Source organism: Streptomyces xanthochromogenes (assembly GCF_014650455.1).
Taxonomy (GTDB): domain Bacteria; phylum Actinomycetota; class Actinomycetes; order Streptomycetales; family Streptomycetaceae; genus Streptomyces; species Streptomyces xanthochromogenes.
The window spans coordinates 239,227-264,767 of sequence record NZ_BMUZ01000003.1 but is presented as its reverse complement, the minus strand read 5'-3'; the positions used below and the strand labels follow the sequence as shown (position 1 = coordinate 264,767).

The following is a 25,541-nucleotide window of genomic DNA, read 5'->3' as shown; positions in this document are numbered from 1 at the left end:
GAGCGGACCGAGCGCGCGCCGAGCTGACTGCGCGCCCCCATGAGAACGGCAGCCTCCTGCCGGTGCCTGCGGGAAACACCGCGCCAAGTGGGGGCCCACGCCGCGTCACCGTGCGGGCAACCGCCGCACCACCTTGCCCTGGCTGTCCGCCTCCAGGGACGCCGTTCCCTCGGGCCCGGTCACCACGACCCTGATGACGACGGGGCCGGCGAGACGGTCGGTGACGATCTGCCAGGATCGAGGATCGCGGACACCGAGGGTGGTGCCGGCCTCCGTGACCAGGGCCGGGAAACGGTCGTAGGGCAGCGCCTTGAGGTCGAGCCCCGGGACCTGTGCACCCGTCGGCGCGAACACGACCGACAGGAGGCGTTCCTGCACGACGACGGTGAGTGCCTGACGTGAGTCCTCACCTCTGGTGAGCGAGCCGACAGCCCGCTCCAGCTCACCCTTGTCGAGAAAGGACTGGCCCGGCCCCAGGGCAACCGTTCCGGACGCCGACGACACCACCGTGGTCGACGACGTGGAGGACACGGACGGCTTGATGGCCGAAGGCGGCTCTGCGGTGTCGTCCCGGTCGAAGAGGTCCGAGCGGAACAGCAGGACCACGGCGGCCGCACCGGCCAACAGACCGAGGAACAGGATGAAGCCGAACGCACAGCCCTCCGGGGGCGCGGCCACCTTGGCCGCCTCAGGCACCGCGTCCAGGCGGGCGGAGGCGGCCCGGTCCTCCCACTCGGGCGTCGGCCGCCTGACGATCCGTAGGCGCCACGGCCGGTCGGCCGGGTACTGGACCACCACGACGTCGCGCGGACGGTAGTCCCCCAGGTCCACGAGGTTGATGTCCTGCGTGGCTTCCACCCGGAACGCGGGACCGTCGTCCGGAACGACGGTGAGGTCGAACCGCACGGGTATGTCGCTCGACTCGCCCCCGATGGCTTTCAGGCCTTCGATCGTCGCGAGTGCCGTGCGGGGCACGACCGCCGCCTCCCGGGCACGCCTGGGCCTGCCGGCGAGGAAGTACAGAAGTCCGTAGACCACGGGCAGCACGAGTCCGGTGGTGAACAGCGGTGCGTTGGCGGTGATCCCGCCCACGACGAGTGCGGCCAGCGACGTGCCGACCACGCCGCCGGTCAGGAACCCTCGTGCGAGCGCGAGGGGAGTGTGGCGCGTGGGCGCAGGCACACCGGTGGTGATCGTCATGCCGGAGATTGTGCTGGGCCCAGGTGACGTCCGGTAGACCTCAGCATGATCTCCCGTGCCGGGATCGCAAACGGTGCGCCCACCCCGGTTCCGTGACCGTTGCGCAAGCACTCGTCGGGCGGGTCAGTGGTGATCGGAGGCCGCCGCGTCCAGGGCCGACGAACATCGGCCTTCACGGCGTCTCGGATCGGGACGGTACCGGTGTTGAGTTCGAGGATCTGCCGACCGATGCGGGGTTCGTGCAGCAACTCGGCCAGCGTTTCCGCGACATCGGCACGAGACATCTGTCCGAGGAACTCAGCCGGTCCGAGCGAAACGGTGCCCGTTCCGGGATCGTCGACGAGCAGTGACGGGCGCAGGACGAGCCAATCCAGGTCGCTGCGGGTGAGCGCGATGTCCGTTTCCTTCTTCACGGCGAAGTAGTACTCGACTTCGCTGCCGAGGTCGCGTTCCCGCCAGGACTCCGGGAGCACTGAAACCAGGACAAACTGCGACACTCCTGCGTGGTGGGCCGCCTCGATCGCTTTCGTGACGCCATTGCCGTCGATCGCCTTTGTGTCCTCCACGCTGCCGCCATTGGACCCTGCAGTGAACACGATGGCGTCCACGCTGCCAAAGGCGGTCGCCAACTCTTCCGTTGCCTCTGCCAGGATCGGGGGGCGACCCTGAACTCCGTCGGGCGATCCCCTCGCGTGATGGTTTGGGAAGCGAGCGCCGGCCGGTCGGGTCCCAACCGATGGCGCTGTAGGGCGAGGTGTGAGATGCCGCATGATTCGTCACGAGATTCGTGACGGGCGAGGAGACAAGATGTTGATCACCGGTGCACGAGTGCTGGTCGGGACGGGAACGTATCTGGAGAACGGTGCCGTTCTCGTCGAGGGCGATTCCATCGCCGCTGTCGGGACGTGCGAGGAGGTCCAGCAGCAGGCGGGCCCCGAGGTACCGCGCTTCGCCTTCGACGGAGCGGTCCTGCCGGGGCTGATCGATGCGCACGTCCACCTGATCTTCGACGCCGGCGCCGACCCCGTGTCAACCCTCCAGGGCTCGACGGATGAGGTCCTGCTCGAAGACATGCGACGTCGGGCGGAACAGCTCCTGCTCAGCGGTGTCACGACGGTCCGAGATCTCGGCGACCGGGACGGGCTCGTACTTCGTCTGGCCGCGGAGATCCGCGGCTGTCGCACGCCGGGGCCGAGGATCGTGTCGGCCGGCACACCCGCGACCACCGTGGGCGGGCACTGCCACTTCCTCGGCGGTGCGGTCTCCGGCGAAGTTCAGATCCGCGACCTCGTCCGACGCAACCTCGCAGCGGGCGCCGGGGTCATCAAGGCCATGGTCACGGGCGGCGGACTCACGAAGGACGGCCCCAAGAGCCACGAGTCCCAGTTCACCGTCGAGGAACTGGCCGCCCTCGTGGACGAGGCCCACGAGGCGGGTGTCCCCGTCGCGGCTCACGCGCACGGTGCCGACGGAATCGCCACGGCCGTATCGGCAGGCGTGGACACGATCGAGCACTGCACGTGGTTGACGGGCGACGGCCTCGACTTTCGCCCGGATGTGGTGCGGCAGATCGTCGACCAGGACATCGCGGTCTGTCCGGCGGTCAGCCCCCACTGGCGAATGCTGCCCCGTTTCTTCGGTGAGGAGCGGGCGAGCGCGATGTTCGATCAGGTTCGGCGGATGGCTGAAGCGGGCGTTCGGCTGGTGGCCGGAACGGACGCGGGGGTGCAGCGGTCCGGCTTCGACGGCTTCGTCCAAGCCCTGTCGTTCTACTCCCACCTGGGTCTGGCGAATGCTTCGATCATCGACATGGCGACGTCCGGGGCGGCCAAGGCGCTGGGGCTCGGCGCCTCGACGGGGCGGATCGCGCCCGGCTACAGCGCGGACCTCGTCCTGGTCGACGGCGATCCGCTCTCGGACCTCGACGCGCTGAAGAACGTCAGGGCCGTGTTCGCGTCCGGCCGCTGCCACGAGACCACGACAGCGCCCGAACGGAAGTAACTCGCTTCAACAGAAGCGAAGTTGGCCGGGCAGCCTATTCGGGGCGGCTCCCATCGGACGGTCAGATGCCGCCGACCGGGACGGGGGGCCGCTGGATGTCCTCCGGGTGTGCCGTGCACAGCACGGCCTCCTCATAGGCGATGGTGCCTGCCGCGACCAAGGCGTTGATGTTGGTCTCAAGGGTCTGCATTCCGTCACGGTGGCCGGTCGCGATCATGTTGCGGATCTGACGGGTCTTGCCTTCGCGGATGAGGTTGCGGATCGCCGACGTGCCTACCATCACCTCGAAGGCGGCCACTCGGCCCCCGCCGATCCGGGGGATGAGCGTCTGGTTGAGGATGCCGACCAGAGTGTGCGCCAATTGCAGCCGGATTTGCGGCTGTTGCTCGGCCGGGAACACGTCGACGATCCGGTCCAGCGTCTGCGACGTATCGTTGGTGTGCAGGGTGGCGAACACGAGGTGCCCGGTCTCGGCGATGGTCAGGGCCGCGGAGATGCTCTCCGGGTCGCGCATCTCGCCGAGGAGCAGGACGTCGGGATCCTCGCGCAGGGCCGAGCGCAACGCGGCGGGGAACGAGTCGGTGTCCGTGCCGACCTCGCGCTGGTTGACCGCCGAGCGCTTGTGCTGGTGCAGATACTCGATCGGGTCCTCGATGGTGAGGATGTGCACCGACCGGTGTGTGTTGACGTAATCGAGGAGCGCCGCCAGGCTCGTCGACTTGCCCGACCCGGTCGGCCCGGTGACCAGCACGAACCCGCGCGGCAGGCCTGCCCACCCGATGGCGGCCGGGGGGAGCCCGAGCTGCGTGGACGACGGCACGTCGAACGGGATGATCCGCAGAGCCAGCGCCGACGCGCCGCGCTGCACGAAAGCGTTCCCACGCAACCTGGCCTTCTGCCCCCAGCTGAAGGCGAAGTCGACCTGCTTCTCGCGGCGGAACCGTTCCGTGAGTTCCTCGCCCAGCACCCCGGTAACCAGGCGATCTACCTCCGGCTCGGTGAGAGGCGCCCCCTCGACCGGTCGCAGAGCGCCGTCGATGCGGAGGAACGGCGCCGATCCGGTGGTGAGCAGCAGGTCGCTGCCGCCCCGCTTCCACAGCTCGACGAGCAGGTGGTCAATGGTCGCGGCACTTGGCCCGGACATGGTTGCCTCCAACGGGGTGTGCTTCCTCATGGCAGGACCGTCCACTCCTTGACGGTGCCGGCGTGGCCGTCGAAGGACACGGCGGCCCGGACGAGCGGGCCGGACAACAGGTCGATCCGGGTGCCGTCGAGGTGCTCGGTCGCGCCGCCGCTCCCGGCGCCGACGGTGTAGGTCACCGTCAGCCCGGCCAACTGGGAGGCCTTGGTCAGGCCACACGCGGCCAGGTCGAACCGGTCGGTCACCGGGCCGCTCGATCCGAGATGGACCGGGACGTCCAGTGAGTGGTCGACACCGGTGCAGCTGCTGCCGGTGAAGTCCACGGACAGCTTCACCGACTGCACGTCGCCGTCGTCGCGGTGTGCCACCTCCAGGACGACGTGGTCGAGCGGGCCGGTCGCGACCGGTGCCTGCTGGGAGTAGCCGCCGAGAGTGAGGGACGCCCGGCCACCGCCGGGGATGGTGGCGTCCGTGACGTCGACGGGTGCGCCGGAAGCGGGGGTGGTGAACCCGGTGACCGCGGTGACCGACGCGGGTTTCGCGATCACGGCAGGGTAGGTCGTGAACAGCACCGGCTCGGGTGGGATTCCGATCACCGGGCGGAGGTATCCGGCGGCCGGGCTGATGCCGAGATCCATGGTCCGGGCGATGATGCCGCGGGTGACGACCTGCGAACCGACCTGGCTCATCGACAGGTCGACGGCAGCAGTCGGGGCGTAGACGGTGCCGTTGATCACCAGGCGACTGTGATCGGTGGTCGTGTCTGAGTCGTCGGTCGACTTCAGCACCGCGCAACCGGAGACCGCGGTTAGGCAGCCGGACAGGGCCCTGATGGACGGAGACCGGAAGACGATGTCCAGCTCTACGCCGTCGAGTTGGTCGACGGCGGCGGTACTGCCCGCGCCCAGCCTCGCCGCATAGTCGACAGCGAGCTTGGACAACTGGTCGTCGTTCGTGACCCCGCAGGCGCCGAGATCGACCACATCGACGCCGGGCGTCCGTTGATGGGCGGTCAGGGGATGGCTCGCGTCGCAGGCGGTGCCGGTGCCGGAGACGTTCAGCTCGGCCGCGGGTGGCTCCGCCGGGGAGGGAGGTGCCGGGGTGGTGTCGTCGTCCTGGTGCGCTACGCGCAGCACGACCTTGTCGATCACGGCCCCCGCAGGCAGGGGCAGCATCGCGAACGCGCCGAGCCGGATCGACGCCGACGAAGTGGCCGAGGTGAGCGTCGCGGTCGAGGCGGCGGAGTCGATCGCCTGAGCGTTCTTCGGGTCGCGGAAGGCCGAGGCCGTGGGCGTCGTGGTGCTGATCGCCGTGGTGGGCCGTACCGGGACGGGGGGTCGGTAGGCCAGTTCCAGGGTGGTGCCGTCCAGCTGATCGGTGGCGGTGGTGCTGCCGGCGCCGAGGGTGGCGGTGTAGGTCACGACCAGGCCGGTCAGCTGGGCGGGGTCGGTCAGCCCGCAGGTGGCGGCCAGGTCCAGGGTGTCGGTGGCCAGGGCGTTCTGGTGTACGGCGAGGTTCTGCGAGGTGGTGCAGGAGCGGGGTATGCCGGGCCCGGTCAGGGTGACCGAGACCGTCGGCGGCGGTCCGCCGGGTGCCCCGGGGTCGTCGCGGTGCGCGATGTGCAACAGTGCCCCGTCCAGGACCGAGCCGGGTGCCACCGCGGGGGAGTCGTAACCGCCGAGGGCGATGGTGGCGGTCGGTGTTGTGACCGGGTCGAGTGTGGCGTGGGCTGTTTTGACGCCGTCGATCGCCTCGGCGTTCGTCGCGGCGACGAACGCCGTCGACTCCGCGGTCGTCGCCGGCCGGGGCGGCGGCGGATCGTAGACGACTTCGAGCCAGATGCCGTCCAGCGAATCGGCTCCTGCCGTGCCGTCCTCGTCCAGCCCGGCGGCGTAGGTCGCGGTCAGGCCGGTCAGCTGTGCGGGGTCGGTGATGCCGCAGGCCATCAGGTCGACCCGGTCGTCGCCCGGGACGGCCCGCGCGGTGAGCGGCAGATTGGTACAACTGGCGCCCCCAGCAGCGGGGTTGACGTCGATCCGGGGCGCCGCCGCGTCGCCGGTCTCCTGATGGGCCACCCGCAGCACGGCAGAGTGGATCGTCGACCCGGGCGGCAGGGGCGGCCGGCCGAACCCGGCCAGGGTGATCGAGGCGGACGGGGCCGCAGTGGTGAGGTCGGCACCGGCCACCAACGATGTCGGCTGTTCGCCGATCTCCAGGGCGTTGTCGGAAGCGGCGAATCCGGTCGATGCGGTCACGGCGGTCGGCTTGAACGTGGTCGGTGTGCGGTAGGCGACCTCCAGCCAGATGCCGTCCAGGCGTTCCGTGGCGGTGGTGCCGTCGCTGTCCAGGGTGGCGGCGTAGGTCACGGTCAGCCCGGTGAGCCGAGCCGGGTCGGTGAGCCCGCACGCGTCCAGCAGGTCGATGGGGGCGTCCGTGGCGAGCACCGTGTGCCGGGCCGGACTGTCGGTGTGGCAGGTGTCCCCGCCGACGGCGGTGGTGACTTTCAACGCGTCGGGGGCGGTCAGGCTGCCGTCGTCCTCGTGCCTGACATGCAGCGTCGCGCCGGTGATGACGGAACCGGGCGGCACCTGCGGGGTGAAGCCGGCCAGCTGCAGGGAGGCCGATCGGCGTTTCGTCCGGTCGAGGACGGCGTCGGCCGTGCAGTTCGCGGTGCCCGTTGGCTGCGAACACCCGGGCAGGGTCGGCCGTTCACCACTGGTCAGGGCATGGCCCGGGTTGGCGAAGCCGGTGTTCGCGACCACCGCTGTCGGCTTCAGTGGGCGGTTCGGCTTCGGCGGCTGGACTCCGTACACCGCGATCTGCTGCGCGCCCGGGGTCACCGGGGCGCACAGTTCGACGTGTCCGCGGTCGACCTGGAGTCGGCTGCCGCCGCCCATCATGACCTCGACGCCTTCGGGCCGCGTCTTGTCGCATGCGCCCGGGTTGGGGACGGTCGGGCGGGCGGGGGCACCGGGATCCCAGCCGGCCTGCGTACCGCCGACCACACTGACCGTGGGGTCGGCGACTGTCCAGATGGCGCTGCCGCCGGTGAAGGTGAAGTCGAAGTAGTAGAGGCCGGGCCGCAGCCACACGACGATGTCGGGACAATCACCACCGGTGAGCCGGTTGAGGGCGCGGGCGTCGTCGTAGTAGCCGGGCTGCAACCGCACCAGCCAGGAACCGGACCTGGGGCACGCGGGCACCGTCCGCCGGACCGGGACGGCCGGGGCGGGCGGGGTGTAGTCCGGGTCGGCGCCCAGGACCTCGTCGGCGGGAGCCGACGGGGTGTCGTTGGCGCAGGCGTGCGCATACGGCGTCTGAGTCGGGGGAAGCTGGGTCTGCGACACCGCACTGGAGCAGTCGCCGACGGCGGACACGTCGCCCGACACCACGCCTGAGGCGCCCGCGCCGGTGGTGATGTTCGTGCGGGAGAACACGCCGCCCTGCACGCGCAGGCCGTGCGTGGTCACGTTGATGCCGTCCTTCGCCGCCTTGCCCAGACTCGTCAGCGCGTCCTGCGGTTGGGCCGCACGCGTGGTTGCGGGAGACGCGTTGAGGGGGTCGCAATGGACGATCATCTGCTGGCCGTTGATCGGCGGGGCGGTGTAGTCGGCGCACGGGTTGCCCTGCGAGAAGTTCTTGATCGCGAGCTGGGTGGCACCGTCCGCGCTGTAGCTCCGCTTGCCCTGGTCCACGTACGCGCCCGCGGCTTTGAGTCCCGTGCCGGCGAAAGACAGGACCGAGACGGTGACCAGGCCGAAGACGACGACGAAGGCCAGCGCGAGGATCAGCGTCGCGCCCTGCTCGTCGTCGCGCAGGCGGCGCGGATGCGGGCGGCCGGTCATGACGCGCTCGATCGTCGGACGGCGGTGAGGGCCGTTGGGGCCACGGCGGGGTCGCTCTGCACGGTCAGCGTTACCTCCGTGGGCGAGGCGCACGAGGTCTCGGCACCACAGCTCAGAGTCACCGGATGGGTCGATGTGGCGTTGTCGAGCCTGCCGAGGAACGTGGTGACGGCGCCTGTGTCGGTGCACTTCACCCGGTTGAGAGCGCCAGTCGGCCGGTCGAAGGTGTAGACGACGTCGGTGCCGGGCCGGCTCAGGTGCACGATCACGTCGGCGACGCCACACGCGGGATCGGTCGTGACGCTGTCCGCGCTTTGCACGTCGCCGTAGAAGTAGCGGTTGAGCGTGCCCACGGCGCTGGTGGCGGCCACCCGCTTCTCGGTGCCCGCTGTGAACCGCAGCCCGAGGACGATCGCCTCGGGCAGCAGCACCCCGATCATGCCCACGATGACGATCGTGACCAGCAGCTCGGTCAGAGTGAACCCCGACTCGGGTCGCCGGCTTGCCCGTTGGCTGCTCATGACGGCATCGACTCCCGCTTGACCACCTCAAGCGTGGCGTTCCTCACGGAGTGCGGGCCGGTCTGCTGCACGGTGAGCGTCACCTTCTGTACTCCGGTATCGGCCGTCGGGCAGGACTGGATGAACGCGCCGACCCCGTCCCAGTACTCGATCTTGAGGGTCACGGTGTACGCGGTAGGGGGCGTCGAGGTCTCGTAGTCATCGGCGCAGGAGACGTACGGGTCGCTGACGACCTTCTCGGCGGCGCTGCGGATGACCGAGTCCGTGCTGGTCACCTTCTGCTGGGTGACCGAGCTGATGATCGCGGTGCCGATGCCCCCGAGGATGGTCACGAAGGCGACGCCCATGAGCACGACGGCGACGAGAACCTCCACCAGGGTTTCGCCCTCTTCGCCGCGGCGGAGGCGGCGTGCCGGGCCGGTCATTGGACGTTGACCTGGTTGTAGACGCCGTAGATCGCCGAAATCAGGGCGACGGCCACGAACCCCACGACGACCCCGACCATGATCACCACGGTCGGCTCGAACAGGCTGGTCATCCGCTTGAGTTTGTGCTGCAGTTCCTTCTCGTAGAACTCCGACACGTTCTCGAGCTGGTCGTCGAGGGTGCCGGTCTCTTCCCCCACGCGCATCATCTGGGTGACCGCCCCGGGGAACAGCTTGGTGCGGGCCATCGGCCGGGAGATGCCGCCGCCTTCGAGCATCTCCGTCCGGGCCGTCCCGATGGACCGCTCGTACACCAGGTTGTTGGTGCCCGAGCCGGCCAGACTGAGCGCCTCGGGGATGGGCACCCCGGCCTTGATCATCGAGGTCAGGATGCGGCAGAACCGTTCGATGACCATGAAGCGGACCACATCGCCGACCACCGGCGTCGCCAGCAGGAAGCGGTCGCGCAGGACTCGCCCCCGGTCGGTCCGCAAGCCGGCGATCAGTGCCGCGACGAGCGCGACGAGCACGCCGACGATGAGCGGATACCAGACGGTGACGAAGTCGGTGAAGCCCAACAAGATCCGGGTGGGCAGCGGGAGTTCCGCGTGGAAGGAGTCGAAGAACACCTTGAAGCGGGGCAGCACGAAGATGACGAGGACGAGAACGACGGCGAGGGCCAGACCCATCACCAGGCCCGGATAGGTGAGGGCGGAGCGGATGCTGCGCCGGCCCTCGACGTCGCGCTCGATGTACCGGGCCAACTGGGCCATCACGACGTCGAGTTCACCGGTCGCCTCCGCCGAGCGGAGGACGGACATGTAGAACGGCGGGAGCGCCGTGGTGTGGGCGGCCATCGCGACGGCGAAGCTTTCGCCGAATCGCAGCGAGTCCATGACGTCGACGAGCACCTTGACCAGCTTCTTGTCCTTGGTCTCGGCGCGGATGATCTCCAAGGCGTCGAGGATGGGCACTCCGGCCTTGATGAAGGCGCCCATCTGGCGGGAGAAGTTGCTCAGCTCGACCAAGTCGACCTTTTCCGCGGTGAGTTCGAGTTGCAGCAGGTTGCGGCCCGAGGCCTTGACCGACTGCACGTCGTAGCCCTGCCGGGTCAGGTTGTCGGTCACGCCGTCGACACTGGAGCCCGTGAGCACGCCGGAGGCCCGCTTCCCGTCCGGGGCGAGCGCGACGTACTTGAAGGTGGCCATGCCGATGCCCTCCTGGTTTCCGGTGTCAGAGGTTCGTGTCGTCAGTGCTGGGGGAGTGGTGTTCAGCGAGCCGGGAACTAGACCACGTAGACGCTGGACATGATCTCGGCGATGGTCGTGATCCCCTCTTCCACCAGCCGGACGCCTCCGTCCAGGAGGCTGTCCATCTGCTGCTCGCGGGCGGCCTTGCGCAGGCTGCCGATCGGCGCCTTCTCGACGAGCAACCCCTTGACGGCGTCGCTCATCACGAGCAGTTCGAAGACCCCGATCCGCTCCTGATAGCCCGTTCGGGAGCAGAAGTTGCAGCCCCGGCCCTGCCAGAACCCGGTGTCGGTGGACCCGCCGGCCTTGGCGAAGAAGGCCAGTTCGTCCACGCCCGGCCGGTAGGGCTCGCGGCACTGGTCGCAGATCCGCCGTACCAGTCGCTGGCTGACCACACCGGCGACCGTCGAGGTGATCAGGAACGGCTCGATGCCCATGTCAGTGAACCGGTGCAGCGCGGAACAGGCGTCGGCGGCGTGGATGGACGACAGCACGAAGTGGCCGGTGAGAGCGGACTCGACCGCGATCCGGGCCGTCTCGGCGTCCCGGATCTCGCCGACCAGGATCACGTCGGGGTCCTGCCGCAGGATCGAGCGCAACCCGGTCGCGAAGGTGATGCCCGCCTGGTCGTTGATCTGGATCTGGTTGACCGAAGGGAACACGTACTCCACCGGGTCTTCGATGGTGGTGATGTTGCGCTCGCTCTGGTTCAGCTCGCCGAGCGTGGCGTACAGGGTGGTCGTCTTGCCGCTGCCCGTCGGTCCGCCGCAGGCGACCATGCCGTACGGGGAGCGCAGCAGGGAGGAGAACCGTTCGTAGGTCGCGGCGGGCATGCCGAGCTCGGCGAGGCGGAACAGTGTGCGGTTGCTGTCGAGCAGCCGCAGGACCGCCTTCTCGCCCCAGATGGTGGGGCTGGTGGCGACCCGGATGTCGACGGCCCTGCCGTCGATCTCGGTGGAGATCTGCCCGTCCTGCGGGCGCCGTCGGTCGACGATGTTCATGTTGGCCATGATCTTGATCCGGCTGACCACGGACGGGCCCATGTTCTCCGGCAGGCTCAGCACGTCGTGCAGCGCGCCGTCGATGCGGTACCGGACCCGGACCCGGTCGGCGTGCGGTTCGATGTGGATGTCCGAGGCCCGGTCGCGCAGGCCCTGGGTCAGCATGAGGTTGACCAGGTGCACGACCGGCGCGTCCTCGCTCACCACCCTGGTCCCGGAGTCGGCGTTACGGCCGGTCTCGGTCGCCTCGAAGGCCTCGACCAGGCTGCTGACACCGGCCAACGCCCGGTAGGCGCTGTCGATCGAGCGCCGGATGTCCGCGGGGACCGCGATCGCCAACTGCACCCGATCCGGCGCGACGGCCCGGCCGACTTCCTCCAGCACGCGCGGGTCGCCCGGGTCGCCCGCGGCGATCAGCAGCGTTCCTTCAACCCGCCGCACCGCGACGACGCCCAGCTTGCGGGCCAGCGACTCCGGCACCCGGGCGGCCGCCTCGGGATCGGGTTCGCTCTGGCGCAGATCGGCGACGGGGACGCCGAGTTGAACCGACAGCGCCTCGATCAGTGACCGCTCCTCGACCATGCCGAGTTCGACCAGCAGGGCGCCGAGCCGCTTGCCCGACGCCGGCTGCTGCAGGAGCACCTCGTCCACCTGCGCCGGGGTGAGCAGCCCGCGCTGCACCAGCAACTCCCCAATACGCGGCTGCTTCTGCCCCACGGGCGACGGCTGCGCCGCGCCGGATGTCGCGTCCCGGACCGGTTCGTCTGCCGGGACCGGAGACGGTGCCGCGCCCCGCGTCCCGTGGAGCAGGGTGGCGTCCTCGCCGGAAGGGTCCGTCGTCGCCGCACGGCGCCGGAGAAGTCGGCGGTTCGCCAAGGAACCCACCCCTTTCGCGCATCCAGAACACGGCCGATGGTTCGCCGCGAGTGCATCCGAAGTACTGTCAGTCGCTGATTAGTCAGCGGGATACTACCTCACGGCACGGTGCGTTCAGGCCTGCCATCTCCGTGCGGCTGCCCCTTGTGGGCCCATCGCGCGCTGCGTAGTCTACGGCTGATTAATCAAGCACTTACTATCGATCGATTTCACTTGAACCGGTCGCTGTAGATGGAGAAAGATGTTCAGATACCTGCCAGGCAAGTTGCGCCGGCGAATGCGTGTACCGAACGAGACGGCGGAAGCCGGATTCACGCTCATCGAGCTTCTCGTGGTCATCGTGATCCTCGGCGTCCTGTCCGCCATCGTCGTCTTCTCCGTCCGCGGCATCAACGACAAGGGCCAGACGTCGGCGTGCAAGACCGACAAATCCACGATCCAGACTGCGGAAGAGGCGTACTTCGCCAGCGACAACCGCGGCGCCTACGGCACCATGGACGACCTGGTGAAACAAGGGTTCCTGTCTGCCGCTTCCTCTTGGTACGACGCCAAGCCTAACGGTGCCACCTACGACATCACCCCGGCCGTACTCCCGGGCGGTCAGTCGAACCCCTGCTCCTGATGGGTCGAACCCCCGCTCCCGCCAGGGGGATACGGGGGAGTCCTCACCGGACGTCGTCGGCCGCGGGTGCCAGACGGTCGAGTTGGCCAGGTGGCACCGGAAGCGTCACCTGGCGAACCGCGATCGGCGGCCCGCGGCATCACCGGAATCGCCGTGTGCCTGAACCGCCTTGCGGACGCCGAGATCGCCCGTGGCGAGCGCCGCTGAGGCCCCCAGGACTGGTCCGGAACTGTCGCTTCGTACTTGTAGCGACCTATACGAGCGGTACGGAACCACTACGCCCATGTCATCCGCATTTGGCTTCATCATCGCTCTGTTGGGACTCGCGGTGGGGTCGTTCCTCAACGTCGCCGTCTCCCGGGTGCCGGAAGGCCGCTCGGTGGTGCGGCCCCGCTCCGCCTGCCCGAGATGCGCCGTACAGATCGCGGCCCGGGACAACATCCCCATAGCGTCCTGGCTCCTGCTGGGCGGACGCTGTCGCGCCTGCCGCGCTCCCATCCCCGTGCGCTACCCGCTCGTCGAAGCGCTCACCGCGGTTCTGTTCCTGGCCGAGGCGCTGCGCTTCGGCCGGTCGGAGACGCTGCCGGCCGAACTGGTCTTCACCGCGGGGCTGTTGGCCCTGGCAGCCTGTGACGCCGAACGGTTCCTGCTCCCTCGGCGGCTGATCTACCCGACCCTCGGGCTCACCGCCGCCTGTCTGCTCGCCGCCGCCGCGGCCACCGGCCAATGGCATCGGCTCGGCGTGACCGCGGCATGCGGAGTAGGTGCATTCGCCGTCTTCTTCACCCTGCACTGGGTACGCCCGGCCTGGCTCGGATTCGGCGACGTGCGCCTGGCCGGCCTGCTCGGCACCGGCCTTGGCTGGCTCGGACCGTCGTACCTCGTCTTCGCGCTGCTGGCCGGCAGCTTCGCCGGGTTGCTGGTGGGCATCGCGCTCATGGTGGCGGGGCGGGCGACCCGCCAAACCCGTCTCCCGTTCGGTGTGTTCCTCGCCGCCGGCGCCATCGCCGCCATCCTCGTCGGTGCTCCGGTCGTCCACTGGTACGCGAGCCTCAACGACCTGTCCGCGATGGGTGCGCCGCTCTCAGCGGTCCGCCGCTGAACATGGTCACGCGGTCCGGAGACCGGCTGCGGGCCGACAGGCGGAAGATCGCTTTCGGCCGACGCGGGACCCGAGACGCCACTTCCAGGTGTCTCTACAGGGTCGCGAGCCAGTGCGCGCCGAAGGCTGTTCCATCGCACAATCGCCCGCCGTACCAGTTGGTATTCTGGTTACCATGGCGAAACCCGACCGACCTGATCTGCCGCTGGCCGAGTGGATTGTGCTCGCACTCGTGGCCGAACGACCGAGCCACGGCTTCGCCATCGCGTCCCTCACCGCGGAGGGGACGGAGATCGGTGAGTTCTGGTACATCTCGCGCCCCATGGTCTACCGGTCGATCACGCGGCTGGTGGAGCGCGGACTGATTACGCCGGTCGGCGCCGAGGAAAGCGATCGCGGACCGCAGCGCATGATCTATGCCACCACCCGCTCGGCGAAGACGGCCGTCAGCCGCTGGCTCAGCGAACCCGTGGCCCACCTGCGCGACATCCGCGCCGATTTCACCAGCAAACTCCTGCTGCTCCAGCGTCGCGACATCAGCCCGGCCCGCCTGGTCGAGCGGCAACGGCTCGTCCTCGACGAGATCGAGGAGTCGCTGCGTACCAAGGAGCACACGGGCGACCACCTGGCCCGCGCGATCTACGCCTGGCGGCTGGATCTCGTCAGCGCCGCTCGCCGGCTTCTCGACGCCGTCGATGTCGACTCGCCGCAACCGGCCGTGAAGACCGGCTGACGCCCCGCTCGTGGGCGCCCCTTCCTGGGCATCCACGTCACTGGCACACCGCATGCCAGGAATCGACCGAGCCGCCAACCACCCGAGCGGGCAAGGGAGTTGGCATCCGCGGCAACGCCCCAGAGCCGTCATGTACGCGCCGACGCATCCCAGTGGCCTCGGACGGTGCATCAACGATCCGCGCGGGCCGACGAGAGAGGCTCGGCGATCGCGTCAGCGCGACCACCGAGCCCCGCAACGCACGTCGGCGTCTCGTAGCCGGCCGCCCAAAGCGGCTCGCAGGCTACGGCACCTCGACGACGCCGGTCGTGTCGGCGGCGGCCGCGGAGGCCGGGCTGCCGGTCATCACGACGGTCGCCACCGCGAAGAGGAGCGTCGGGACTCGGCGTGACCGGCCGCGCGTGACCGCGGCCCGGTGGCCGCCCGGCGTGGGGTTCCGACGGGGTGATCTGCTCATTCGTGAGGCCCCTCCTCAGGGCCTGGTGAACAACGGTAGGTAACGCACTTCGGCAGTCTTCGGCGGACCGGCCGCCGACCGATGGGGGGACCCGCCGGTGGGGGCCGGCGGGCCGGGACCGTCGGCGGGCGGTGTGCGTGCCTGGCCGACGGTCCGTTGTCCAGTGCTCCGGAGCGCCTAGTAGCCGTAGGCGGCGAGAGTCGACTGGATGGTGGTGTCGTTGTCCCACTTGGTGTTGAACAGGTTGTCCCACGCGGCCTCCGCGCCGGCGTTGCCGCCGTTCAGGGCGACGCCGTACTGCTCGATGTCGCCGTAGGCGGAGTACGCGCTCGGATCGACGTCGACCCACGTGTTGGGATCATTGCCCGTGGTGCCGTTCAGCGAGCTCGACGTCCAGTTCACGTGCATGATGTTCGACTTCGCAACCAGACCCAGCTGGGTGTTCCCGCCGGCGTTCGCCGTCACCGCACCGCGCACCTGACTGATCCCGGATTCCAGGCGCACCTTGCATGCCGTACCCGCGCTGTCGCACGCGCTTCCGGTGAACACGTTCTGCCCCGCGCCGCTGGCGACCCACGAGAACCCGTTCTGGATCAACGCCTGCTTGGACGCCGCGCCGAACGGCGCGGAAGCCGGGTCGGCGACCGCGATCCGGTGCCCACTCGTCGCGAGCCAGCTGACCACCCCCGGGATCGTCGTGGGCGCACCGCCCGAGACCGGCGATGCGTCACAACGCGGGGACTGCGCCTTGCCGTTGCCGCTGCCGTTGGCGTCCGCGCCGAACGCCAACGGGGGACTACCGGCGTTGGACGGGTCGTCGCCGTGCGTCGAGCCCGCCCAACTGCCGCTGCAGCTGTAGATCGCCAGGTGCCCGATGGCCACAGCGTGCTTGCTGGAGAGGGCACCGTTGCACTCGACGCTGCCGCTCGCCGTACACGTCCCACCGTCCGCGGTCGGGATGACCGCGTCCACGTTGGTTTCGTCCGCCGACAGGAAAGCGTCAATGTGCAAAGGCCCGTTGACGCAGTTGTTCGACGAAGACGGATCACAGGTGGTGTAAGGGCCGGCGCTCTTCAGCTGCTGACGCAGGCTTCCCGACGTGATCCCGCGCATCGTCGACGTGTCGATCGCGGGCTTGTTCCAGAACCCGCCGACCTGCGATGCGGTGTTCGCCGAGAACGTCGTGAACGACCCGAGCGACTCGATCGTGCCCTTCATGTCCTTCACCGCGGGATACATGTTGTTCGCGATGCCGACCTGCGAACCCGTGGTGGCGAACCCTGACGGGGCCGCGGCGGCGATCAGTGCCGTCGCGAGGGCACCCACCGCGAGCGCCTTCCGTACCCGGCGCAGCGCGGTGAAGCCGGAGTTCGGAGCGCTCCGGGTGTGTCTGGGCCTTGATTGCATCTGCTACTCCTCGTTGATTCGCTTGGCGGCGGCTGCCGCACGGGCACGCCGCTGGTGGGAGGGCGCATGTCCCAGAACTCCTGGGCATCTGCGGGGTTTCCCGACATGGCGGTGCCTTGCAAGCCCTAGATGGTGCTCACTTGGAGGCCTAGTAGTCAATGATTGACAACCGACCTTGCTGTGGATGTAATGCACGTGTATCCAGCCTGCTGCGGGCCGGCGGCGAGCGCCGCCGGCCCGCAGCAGGACGTATGGGAGGGCTGGCGGCATGATGGGCAGAGGCGTGCAATGGCAGAGTTGAGCAGACCGTCGCCCTCGCGCGCGATCAGGTGGGGTGGGCTGGTCGTCGCCGTGATCGCGGTGGCGCTGGTCGTCGTGACGCTTGCGCGCGGAGGGTCGGATGTGGCCGCCTCGGCCGAGAGGTCCGACCCCGCATGGTGCACACCGGGCACCCAGCGCACCGCACTCTGCCCCCACAGCAAGGTGTTCGAGGCGAAGGAATACGCCGTCCACGGCAACGCCTTCGAGTGCATCAGTTTCGCCAGTCAGGCGGACGCCCAGGCGGTGCTGCGGGCCAACCCCGGCGATCCGAACCACCTCGACGACGGAGGCGGCGTCGCATGCCGTGGACTACCGGGACCGCGCGACACCAAACCGGTTGCCGGCATCGCGCAGCACTTCAAGTGCGGCCCTGGCGACACGCGCAGTGCGCTCTGCCCGCAGTCGAAGCGGTCCTTCGACCCCCGCTACTTCCTGCGCTACGGCAATGACGCTTACGACTGCCCGGACTTCGCCAGCCAGGCGGACGCGCAGGCCGTCCTGCGTTTCGAGCCGACCGACCCGAATCACCTTGACGACGACGGGAAGGGCATCGCGTGCCCGGACCTGGCGGGAGCCAAGGACGTCAAGCCCGTGCGGCGGGCAGCACCGTGACGCGACAAGGGCTCGCGCGTGCGCTCGGGCTGTATGCGGACCATCGATTGAAGGAAGCCCCGACTGCCATGCCATCGGACCATCAGCCGTTCTCACTGCGCGCCAGACGCCAGGACGGCTTCACGCTCATCGAGTTGCTCGTGGTCATTGTGATCCTCGGCGTCCTTGCCGCCATCGTGATGTTCTCCGTCAGGGGCATCGGCGACAAGGGCCACAAGAGTGCGATCGCGGCGGACGCGGCCACGCTGCGCACAGCGGAGGAGTCCTACTGCGCACGGCACGGCCACTACGGGACAGCCGATGACCTGAAGGTCGACGGGCTGTTGGCCGGCGATCCGGTCTACAACACGGTGGTGGTCGGCGAGGAGAACAAGTGCGGTCGAGGCGAAAAGTCGTCGTTCGCGCTGCACGACACGTCCACGCCGACGGAGAGCGGAGCGGACGCGATCCAGGCGGGCACGAATCCGGCCGACCTCGCGGTCGACGAGAAGGCCAATCGCCTGTACGTCGTGGCCAGCGGTAGCAACAACGTGACCGTGATCGACGGCAGGACCGACACCCCGATCGGCACTCCGATCGACGTTTCCAGCGCTGTTTCGAGCCCCACCCGCATCGCGGTCGGCGGCCCCGGCACGGGGAAGGTCTACGTCGGGGGTACGGGCGGCGTCGCGATCATCGACACGGCCAACGCCAATCAGGTCACCCGCGTCAGCGGCTTCACGACGACAGTCACCGGCCTGGCCGTCTCTCCCGAGAACGGCGACGTCTACATCGGCGGCGGTACGGCGAGCACCTCGACGGTCGCCTACATCGTGGCCGGCAGCTCGTCGGCGACGCCGATCCCACTGCCCGCTCCGGGAGTCGTGGGCGCGAGCAACGGCATGGACTTCTCCTTCGACTCCGTGCACCACGCGGTGTACCTGGCAAAGGCGGGGATCGGCACCGGTACGAGCCTCGCCGCCGGCATCGGCCTATTCGCCATCTCGTCGCAGACCCACGGCGCCGCCGTCGTAGCGCAGTTCCCGACGAAGTCGTCCTGCGGCACCAACGCCGGGGACGTTCTCGTGGCGAACTCCGCTCGTGGCAGCACGGCCGTCGATCCGGGCCGCAACCTCGTCTACCTCCTCGCCAAGAGATGCGTCGTGAACCCGGCGAATCCCACGGGCCCGTGGAAGGCCGTCGCGACAACGATCGCCATCAACCCCGGCGACGGCAGTTCAACCGCGGTGAACGACCTGGTGGGAACGCCCTATGGACCCAACTCGGCGGTCTACAACGTCACGGCGGGGTCGGTCTACGTCTACTTGGACGGTGGAGCGAGCTGCGGCGGCGCCGGGGGCCGCATCGACCGAATAGTCGGAACGACCGTCACGGGGCAAGCGGCGGTCTGCGGGGTGTCGACGGCCCCCGGGAACCAGGGCCACAAGCTGACCGTGCTGAGGGACTTCAACAGGGTCTTCGTCGCGCAACAGAACGTACTCGGCGCTCCGGGCGGCCTGGGGGTGGCCGACGGCGGCACGCTGCTGCCGCAAGCTCCGATCGGCACGCCTCGGCAGTTCGGTGCGCTGGCCACGAACAACACGACGGGGAAGGTGTACGCGGTCGATCCGGCGAACGGAACCGTCGCGGTGTTCCGGACGGGATCGGTCTAGGGCGATGCCGGACCAGCCACGCAACATCCACAAGGGGCCGCAGGAGCCGGAGGGTTCGCAGGGTCCGGATCGCCGGCTACGACCGGGGCGTCGTGCCTCGCTCGCGGCCATCACGGTGATCGCCGCGACCACGCTGACCGGGTGCGGCGACAACGGACCTCCGGTGCGCGCGTTCGATGTCGCTCCTTATGTGCACAAGGGGCACGTTGCCAACTGTGACGCCTTCAAGGCCCAGGCAGACGCGCAAGCGGTGCTGCGGGCGGACGCACTCGACCCGAACGAACTGGACCGGGACGGCGACGGGATCGCGTGCCCGAGCCTGCCGAAGCCGACGGACAAGAAGCCGGTTCACCGCGACTTCATGACCGACAAGGACGGCGCGCCGGTCGTCGCGCCGGCCAAGCCGCCGCCGACGTAGGAACGGCGGAAGCGGTCGTGCCTCCCGGCAATGGTGTCCATCCAGGGCGCACGGTGGGCCGGTTGGACAGCTTGCCGGGCGCAGCACAGCTGGTCATAGCGCATCTCCCTTCCGCCTGCGGAAGGGAGATGCGGAGACCCGTGTCTCGACCGTAGCCGGTGCCCTGTGCCCGGGCCCTCAAGTGGAAGCGGCATCCTGGCCGGGGCCGAGTTCCGGGTGGGCTTCGAGCAGTGGCTCGGGGGCGGCTTGGCGCCAGGAGTCCTCAAGGACGTCGCGCAGCTCGTCCAGTCCTTCCAGTGCGGCAAGGCGTACGCGTACCCAGTTCGACCCTGCCTCGTGGGCGGGCACCCAGAACTTTTCCGGTTCGGCCGCGATCAGTTCGGCCCGCTCATGGCGGGGGCAGCGCACGGCGAACGAGGTCTGCTCATCGGGAACGGTGATGAACATCTTCCCGGACACCCGGAAGGTGGGCATGCTCCAGGCCTCCTTCTCCACGGTCTCGGGAAGGGAGAGGGCAATGCGCCGAACGTCCTGGGCGGTGGGTCTAGGCATCATGAGCACCACCGTAATGAACCGTCGGTGCCCAAAGCACGGAGGGCGATAAGCTCTCGACCATGGTGCCTGCGTGTGGTCAGGCCTGCTTCTTGGCGAAGGCGCGGGCGTGGGCGTCGGCGGCGACCAGCGCGTCCGCGACCGTGTCGGGGGTCACTGAGAACGGCATGTTGTGGGTGGTCTCGCCCTCGGCGGTCGAGGCTCGGCCGATGGCGAGGAGTTCCGCGCGGTCCGGGTCGATGAGGCCTATCTCGGCGAGGGTGGTGGGCAGGCCGACCTCGTAGCCGAAGCGGAGGAAGGTGTCCAGCTCGTCGGTGGAGGATCCCTCCAGGACCAGCTGGGCCAGGGTGCCTATGTTGACCTTCTCGCCGTGCATCTTGCCGTGCACACGCGGAGACACGGTCAGGCCGTTGTGGATTCCGTGCGCCGCGGCCAGGCCGCAGCTCTCGAACCCGAGGCCGGAGAGCAGGGTGTTGGCCTCGGTGATCTTCTCGAGCGCCGGGGTGACGACGTGCTGCTCGGCGGCGAGCCTGGCCTGGGGGCCGTACTCCATGAGGGTCTCCCAGCACAGCCGGGCCAGTGCCAGCGACGCCTCGGTGGCGAGGCCCCCGGCCATCGCGGTTCGGCTCGACGCGACGCAGACCCGTGCCTCGTACCAGGTGGCGAGGGCGTCTCCCATGCCGGAGACGATGAACCTGCTCGGGGCCGCTGCCACCAGCGCGGTGTCGACCAGGACGAGGTCGGGGTTGCGGGTGAAGAAGGAGTAGCGCTCGAACGCACCCTCCTCGGTGTAGATGACGGAGAGCGCGCTGGTGGGGGCGTCGGTGGAGGCGACGGTCGGGGTGCTGACGACGGAGATGTCGCCGCAGGCGTGACCGACGGCCTTGGCGGTGTCGACGGCGGTGCCGCCGCCGACGCCCACGACCACATCCGCACCCGCCTCCCGGGTGAGTGCAGTGATCCTGTGGATCTCCCGTTGTGTGCACAGGCCGCCGAAGACCACCTTGGTGAGCTTCACGCCGGCCGCGGCCGATGACCGGGTCACGGCCTCGTCGACGAAGCCCCACACGCTCTTGTCCGCGAGGACCACGGCGTTCTCGCCGAGCCGCGAGAGATGCTCGCCCAACTGCCTTACGGCGCCGGCGCCCTGGACGTACTTGGGCGGGCTGATCAGCATTCGGATGCCGACAGAATTCATGGAGGGACCTCCTGGAACGACCGGATGCCGGTCTATTTCTGCTGCGTCGGAGAAATAAAGGGGAGACCGCAGCGCGGCCTTCGGGCGGATTTCCGAAGCCGCTGATTGGAGTGTGCCACAGCTGTCACCGAGTTCTGAAGCGAATGAAATGGAGAGCCCGTTCCGCGAACTGGTCGGTGGCACTTTTATGGTGGTCGACACGCCAGGGGTGGCGGTTGATCGGGCCTTTCTCCTGCCTCACCCGGGACCAATGACCCATGCGGGATTCCATGGTTGGGGTTTGAATCGGACCCAGGGCCTACAAGTCCCAGAATTCTGTAAATTCGCCGCGAGATAGTAATTGACTCGTTCTTGCTTCTGGTTTCTGTAGTCATTTCAGGCTCCGCTTGTGACGTTTTGGGCGCGCAGAGTCGCACGAGGAAGAGGTCTGCCTTGAAGAAGCTCATCAACACCCCGGAGAGCGTGGTCGCCGACGCCCTGCGCGGTATGGCTGCCGCCCATCGGGAGCTGGCCGTCGACGTGGAGTCCGGCATCGTCACCCGGGCCGCCGGGACGGTGGCGGGCAAGGTCGGGCTTCTCTCCGGCGGCGGCAGCGGACACGAGCCCTTGCACGCGGGCTTCGTCGGTCCGGGAATGCTGGACGCCGCCGTCGCGGGCCCGGTCTTCACCTCGCCGGTCCCGGACCGCATCGGCCGGGCCACCGCCGCCGTCGACACAGGGGCAGGGGTGCTGCACATCGTCAAGAACTACACCGGGGACGTCCTCAACTTCGGCATGGCCGCCGAGGATGCCGTCGATGACGGCATCCAGGTGGAGACGGTGGTGGTCGACGACGACGTGGCGGTCGCCCGCGGTGAAGGAGCGGGCCGCCGCGGTACCGGTGCCACCCTGTTCGTGGAAAAGCTCGCCGGCGCGCTGGCCGACAGCGGCGGCACGCTCGCCGAGGTGACGGCGCTCGCCCGCCGGACCAACGAACGCAGCCGTAGCTTCGGGGTCGCCCTGTCCTCGTGCACCACCCCCGCCAACGGCGCTCCCAACTTCCGCCTCGGTGAGCGGGAGATGGAGATCGGCGTCGGCATCCACGGCGAGCCCGGCCGGCGCCGGGCGGAGCTGACCACTGCGGCGGAGACGGCCGAAGTCATGCTCGACGCCATCCTGGAGGACCTTCCGCAGGCCGACGGTGATCCGGTGATCCTCCTGGTCAACGGGCTGGGCGCGACTCCGCCGATCGAGCTCTACGTCGTTCGGGCCGAGGTCGAGCGCATCCTCGCCGAGCGCGGCATCGCCATCGCCCGCTGTTTGGTCGGCAACTACGTCACCAGCCTCGACATGGCGGGCTGCACCCTGACGCTGTGTCGTGCCGACGAGCAGATGCTGCGTATGTGGGACGCCCCGGTGCACACGCCCTCGCTGCGCTGGGGCGCCTGACCCAGGCCTCCGCCGCACCGCGTGCACCACACGACCCGCTTCGCCCTCCCTCCATTCCTCCCTCCCTCCCTCCCTCCATTCCTCCCTCCCGTCAGGAAGAACAAGCGCGTGACTGTGAACCCCGACTGCGAACTCGTCCTGGACACCGCCTACTTCAGCCGCTGGCTGGCCGCGGCGCACCGGCTTTTCGAGCGTGACAGCGCCCGGCTCACCGCGCTGGACGCGGCGATCGGCGACGGTGACCACGGCGCCAACATGGTGCGTGGCTTCCAAGCGGTGACTGCCGTGGTCGAGCAGACCCCGCAGGCTTGCCCAGGCGACCTCCTGACACAGGCAGGCAGCACTCTGACCAACTCCGTCGGCGGCGCTTCCGGCCCCCTCTTCGGTATGGCCCTGCGCCGTACCGGCAAGCGTCTCGGCGCCGAACCTGCCGTCTCCGCCGAGCAGTTCGCCGCCGCGCTGCGGGCCGGAGCCCAGGCCGTCGGCAAGCTCGGCGGAGCCGTCCCGGGCGATGCGACGCTGCTCGACGCACTGCTGCCGGCGCTGGATGCGCTGGACCGTGAACTCGCCGCGGGGACAACGGTGTGGGACGCCCTCGAAGCTGCCCGTGCCGCGGCCCTGGACGGAGCGGATGCCACCGGGCCCATGCAGGCGTCCAAGGGCAGGGCCAGTTACCTCGGTGAGCGTTCCATCGGCCACCAGGACGCGGGTGCGAACTCCGTCGTCCTGCTCTTCGAGGCACTCACCATGGCGGCCGACCCCCAAGGGCAGCCGGAACCGGTCGTCACGCCGGAGCAGGGCGAGGACACGAGGTCCGCCGGCGCTCCGGCCGTGCGGGCAGGCGGGCGCGTCGGCGTCGTCCTCGTATCGCACAGCAGCGAGGTCGCCGAGTCCACCGCCGCGCTGGCCGCGGCCATGGTCGGCTCCGGCGACCTCGCGCCGGTCCGCGCGGCCGGCGGTACCGACGACGGCCGGATCGGCACCAGCGCCGAACTCATTCACGCCGCCGCCCTGGAGGTGGACCAGGGGCGGGGCGTCGCGGTGCTGTGCGACATGGGCAGCGCCGTCCTCACCGTCCGGGCGCTGCTCGGCGAGACCGATGGGCGCACCATGCCCGCCGATACCCGGATCGTGGACGCGCCGTTCGTCGAAGGCGCGGTCGGCGTCGTCGTCACCGCATCCGCCGGAGCCGATCTGGACATGGTCCTCGCCGCGGGCGAGGACGCCCGCACCTACCGCAAGGGCTGACCTCGCTCCGCATCCGCGGCGTCGACCCATGCGTCGGTCCGGCCGGGCCCCGCACTCAAGTGCGGTGTGCATAGCGGCAGTTGGCCGGACAGCACCCCGCACAGGCCGTCGTGGCCGTGGTCGTTACTCCTGGATGAGTGCCCGGACGCGCGGTGTCGCCACGGCCATCGCGCAACCGGCGAGCACGGCGAGCGAGCCGAGCGCCAGGTAGAGCGTCGTGCCGGTCAGATGGCTCGCGACCTGGCTGCCGATCGCGTCGCCGGTCGAGGCCGACAGGAAGAACAGGCCGGCGAGCTGGGAGCCCATGCCCGCAGGGGCCAGCTTGTGGCTGATGGACAGGCCGGTGGGGCTGAGGAACAGCTCGCCCAGCGTCTGCAGGAAGTACAGGCCGACCAGCCACAGGATCGAGATGCGGAGCGTTCCCGTGGTCTGCGTGGCGGCGACCGCGAGCAGCAGGAACGAGGCGCCGCACAGCACCAGACCAATGGAGAACTTGGCCGGCGCCGAAACGCTGACCCGCTTCCACACCGCGGCGAGCACGCCGGCGAACAGCACGATCATGATCGGGTTGAGGGCCGCCTGCCAGGTGGACGGCATGCCGAGCATGTCGACGTGGTCGTTGGCGAAGAGCTGGACGTTGGACGCGGCCAGATCGAAGATCGCCCAGAAGACCACCGCCGACGCGAAGAGCCACACGTACGCCCGGATGCCGGCCCGGCCCCGGTCGTCGATGTCCCGGTTGCGCAGGAGCCGGGTGAAGTACCAGACGGGCGCGAGGACGGCGAGCACCGAGAACGCGGTCAGGCAGTGCGCCAGGGTCAAGCCGCCGGTCAACGCGGAAGCGACGACTGCCACGGCGATGGCGGCCACCGTGACGGCGGTGTACTTGAGGACCCGTACGCGTTCGGCGGGCGAGAGCGGATTGCCCGGCCGGTCGTCCGCTTCGCGCAGGCCGCCCGAGGTGAGGAACACGACGAGGCTCGCGGCCATGCCGATGGCGGCCGCGCCGAAGGCCACCGGCCAGCCGAAGTGCACGCCGAGCCAGCCGACGAGGAGCGTCGCAAGGAGGCCGCCGATGTTGATGCTGGCGTAGAACTTGCTGTACGCCGCGTCACGCTCCTGGTCGCTGCGGCTGCCGAAGAGCTTGCCGACCAGGGCGGTCATGTTGGGCTTCTGCAGACCGGTGCCGAGCGCGATCAGGACCAGGCCGGTGTAGACGGTCCACGTGCCGAGGTCGATCGCGAGGGAGACGTGGCCGAGCAGGATGACGACGCCGCCGATGAGGGCGGCCCGTCGGGCGCCGAGCACGCGGTCGGCGAGCCAGCCGCCCGGCAGCGCGGTGAAGTAGCACGCGGACAGGTAGGCGCCGACGAGAGCCGTCGCCATGCCCGCGCTCATGCCGAGCCCGTTGGCGGTGTCGACGAGGAAGAGGGCGAGCACGGCCCTCATGCCGTAGAAGGACCGCTAAGGAGAACCGCTCCGCCGCCTCACTCAAACACAACGGCAGCAGACCCCTGACCGGGGCGCGATT

22 protein-coding genes and 1 pseudogene are annotated in these 25,541 nt (G+C 69.3%); 10 read left to right on the top strand and 13 right to left on the bottom strand.

All coding sequences use genetic code 11. The features are described 5' to 3' along the window. Positions 1–105 precede the first annotated feature (105 nt). Complete coding sequence (locus IE267_RS08490) at positions 106–1,200, bottom strand: hypothetical protein (protein WP_189762674.1); 1,095 nt, start codon at positions 1,198–1,200, stop codon at positions 106–108. Then, a complete protein-coding gene (locus IE267_RS08485; protein ID WP_189762673.1) occupies positions 1,197–1,970 on the bottom strand; it encodes an NAD(P)H-binding protein in 774 nt (257 codons plus the stop codon). The genes IE267_RS08490 and IE267_RS08485 overlap by 4 nt, the downstream gene beginning before the upstream one ends. 37 nt (positions 1,971–2,007) lie before the next feature. On the opposite strand from IE267_RS08485, the gene IE267_RS08480 reads away from it, so the two are divergent. Next, positions 2,008–3,201 (top strand): amidohydrolase family protein, encoded by a 1,194-nt coding sequence (locus tag IE267_RS08480; protein ID WP_189762672.1) that lies wholly within the window; start codon positions 2,008–2,010, stop codon positions 3,199–3,201. A gap of 61 nt (positions 3,202–3,262) precedes the next feature. Here the strand turns inward: IE267_RS08480 and IE267_RS08475 are convergent, their stop codons facing one another. From IE267_RS08475 to IE267_RS08450, 6 genes are all read right to left on the bottom strand, one after another. Beyond that, entirely contained in the window at positions 3,263–4,375 is a 1,113-nt protein-coding gene (locus IE267_RS08475) for a type IV pilus twitching motility protein PilT (protein ID WP_229860871.1), read from the bottom strand. Continuing rightward, on the bottom strand, positions 4,372–8,187 hold the full coding sequence (locus IE267_RS08470; RefSeq protein WP_189762671.1) for a hypothetical protein: 3,816 nt from the start codon (positions 8,185–8,187) through the stop codon (positions 4,372–4,374). Before IE267_RS08470 ends, IE267_RS08475 begins: the two co-directional genes overlap by 4 nt. Continuing rightward, positions 8,184–8,708, bottom strand: a complete 525-nt coding sequence (locus IE267_RS08465; protein WP_189762670.1) for a type II secretion system protein — start codon at positions 8,706–8,708, stop codon at positions 8,184–8,186. The genes IE267_RS08470 and IE267_RS08465 overlap by 4 nt, the downstream gene beginning before the upstream one ends. Further along, entirely contained in the window at positions 8,705–9,133 is a 429-nt protein-coding gene (locus IE267_RS08460; protein WP_167161173.1) for a type II secretion system protein, read from the bottom strand. Before IE267_RS08460 ends, IE267_RS08465 begins: the two co-directional genes overlap by 4 nt. Then, complete coding sequence (locus IE267_RS08455; RefSeq protein WP_189762669.1) at positions 9,130–10,341, bottom strand: type II secretion system F family protein; 1,212 nt, start codon at positions 10,339–10,341, stop codon at positions 9,130–9,132. The genes IE267_RS08460 and IE267_RS08455 overlap by 4 nt, the downstream gene beginning before the upstream one ends. A gap of 77 nt (positions 10,342–10,418) precedes the next feature. Further along, positions 10,419–12,101: a GspE/PulE family protein gene (locus IE267_RS08450; protein ID WP_229860868.1), complete on the bottom strand. Its 1,683-nt coding sequence runs from the start codon at positions 12,099–12,101 to the stop codon at positions 10,419–10,421. A 436-nt stretch (positions 12,102–12,537) separates the two neighbouring features. Here IE267_RS08450 and IE267_RS08445 point away from each other — a divergent pair, with 436 nt between their 5' ends. The 3 genes from IE267_RS08445 (at position 12,538) to IE267_RS08435 (ending at position 14,717) form a co-directional block, all read left to right on the top strand. Beyond that, on the top strand, positions 12,538–12,882 hold the full coding sequence (locus tag IE267_RS08445) for a competence type IV pilus major pilin ComGC (RefSeq protein WP_229860866.1): 345 nt from the start codon (positions 12,538–12,540) through the stop codon (positions 12,880–12,882). 283 nt (positions 12,883–13,165) lie between these two features. Beyond that, entirely contained in the window at positions 13,166–13,984 is an 819-nt protein-coding gene (locus tag IE267_RS08440) for a prepilin peptidase (protein ID WP_189762667.1), read from the top strand. 175 nt (positions 13,985–14,159) lie between these two features. Then, the gene (locus IE267_RS08435) at positions 14,160–14,717 is read left to right on the top strand and encodes a PadR family transcriptional regulator (RefSeq protein WP_229860864.1); all 558 of its coding nucleotides are present in this window, start codon (positions 14,160–14,162) and stop codon (positions 14,715–14,717) included. Between the two features lie 283 nt (positions 14,718–15,000). On the opposite strand, the gene IE267_RS08430 is transcribed toward IE267_RS08435, so the two are convergent. Together IE267_RS08430 and IE267_RS08425 are read right to left on the bottom strand one after the other, a co-directional pair. Beyond that, positions 15,001–15,174, bottom strand: a complete 174-nt coding sequence (locus tag IE267_RS08430) for a hypothetical protein (protein WP_189762666.1) — start codon at positions 15,172–15,174, stop codon at positions 15,001–15,003. A 177-nt stretch (positions 15,175–15,351) separates the two neighbouring features. Beyond that, positions 15,352–16,581 (bottom strand): type 2 periplasmic-binding domain-containing protein, encoded by a 1,230-nt coding sequence (locus IE267_RS08425; protein ID WP_229860861.1) that lies wholly within the window; start codon positions 16,579–16,581, stop codon positions 15,352–15,354. Between the two features lie 288 nt (positions 16,582–16,869). On the opposite strand from IE267_RS08425, the gene IE267_RS08420 reads away from it, so the two are divergent. The 3 genes from IE267_RS08420 to IE267_RS08410 all read left to right on the top strand — a co-directional run bounded on the left by IE267_RS08420 (position 16,870) and on the right by IE267_RS08410 (position 19,584). Further along, the gene (locus tag IE267_RS08420; protein WP_189762665.1) at positions 16,870–17,514 is read left to right on the top strand and encodes a hypothetical protein; all 645 of its coding nucleotides are present in this window, start codon (positions 16,870–16,872) and stop codon (positions 17,512–17,514) included. A 68-nt stretch (positions 17,515–17,582) separates the two neighbouring features. After that, complete coding sequence (locus tag IE267_RS08415; protein ID WP_189762664.1) at positions 17,583–19,166, top strand: prepilin-type N-terminal cleavage/methylation domain-containing protein; 1,584 nt, start codon at positions 17,583–17,585, stop codon at positions 19,164–19,166. A gap of 4 nt (positions 19,167–19,170) precedes the next feature. Beyond that, on the top strand, positions 19,171–19,584 hold the full coding sequence (locus IE267_RS08410; protein WP_167161181.1) for an excalibur calcium-binding domain-containing protein: 414 nt from the start codon (positions 19,171–19,173) through the stop codon (positions 19,582–19,584). A 177-nt stretch (positions 19,585–19,761) separates the two neighbouring features. Here IE267_RS08410 and IE267_RS08405 read toward each other — a convergent pair whose 3' ends face one another. Together IE267_RS08405 and IE267_RS08400 are read right to left on the bottom strand one after the other, a co-directional pair. Next, positions 19,762–20,139 carry an MmcQ/YjbR family DNA-binding protein gene (locus IE267_RS08405; RefSeq protein WP_229860860.1) on the bottom strand — a complete coding sequence of 126 codons (378 nt, stop codon included), beginning with the start codon at positions 20,137–20,139 and terminating at the stop codon, positions 19,762–19,764. 76 nt (positions 20,140–20,215) lie between these two features. Beyond that, the gene (locus tag IE267_RS08400) at positions 20,216–21,334 is read right to left on the bottom strand and encodes a glycerol dehydrogenase (protein WP_189762663.1); all 1,119 of its coding nucleotides are present in this window, start codon (positions 21,332–21,334) and stop codon (positions 20,216–20,218) included. Between the two features lie 432 nt (positions 21,335–21,766). Between IE267_RS08400 and dhaK the strand changes: the two genes are divergently transcribed. The 3 genes and pseudogenes from dhaK to IE267_RS39490 all read left to right on the top strand — a co-directional run bounded on the left by dhaK (position 21,767) and on the right by IE267_RS39490 (position 24,010). Beyond that, positions 21,767–22,762 carry a dihydroxyacetone kinase subunit DhaK gene (gene dhaK, locus IE267_RS08395; protein WP_189762662.1) on the top strand — a complete coding sequence of 332 codons (996 nt, stop codon included), beginning with the start codon at positions 21,767–21,769 and terminating at the stop codon, positions 22,760–22,762. Positions 22,763–22,876: 114 nt separating this feature from the next. Then, a pseudogene (dhaL, locus tag IE267_RS39495) lies at positions 22,877–23,518 on the top strand (dihydroxyacetone kinase subunit DhaL); the annotation flags it as partial. Next, positions 23,510–24,010, top strand: a complete 501-nt coding sequence (locus IE267_RS39490; protein ID WP_229860975.1) for a PTS-dependent dihydroxyacetone kinase phosphotransferase subunit DhaM — start codon at positions 23,510–23,512, stop codon at positions 24,008–24,010. The pseudogene dhaL and the gene IE267_RS39490, both read left to right, overlap by 9 nt. Before the next feature lie 123 nt (positions 24,011–24,133). Here the strand turns inward: IE267_RS39490 and IE267_RS08385 are convergent, their stop codons facing one another. Further along, a complete protein-coding gene (locus tag IE267_RS08385) occupies positions 24,134–25,459 on the bottom strand; it encodes a peptide MFS transporter (protein WP_189762660.1) in 1,326 nt (441 codons plus the stop codon). Between the last annotated feature and the right edge of the window lie 82 nt (positions 25,460–25,541).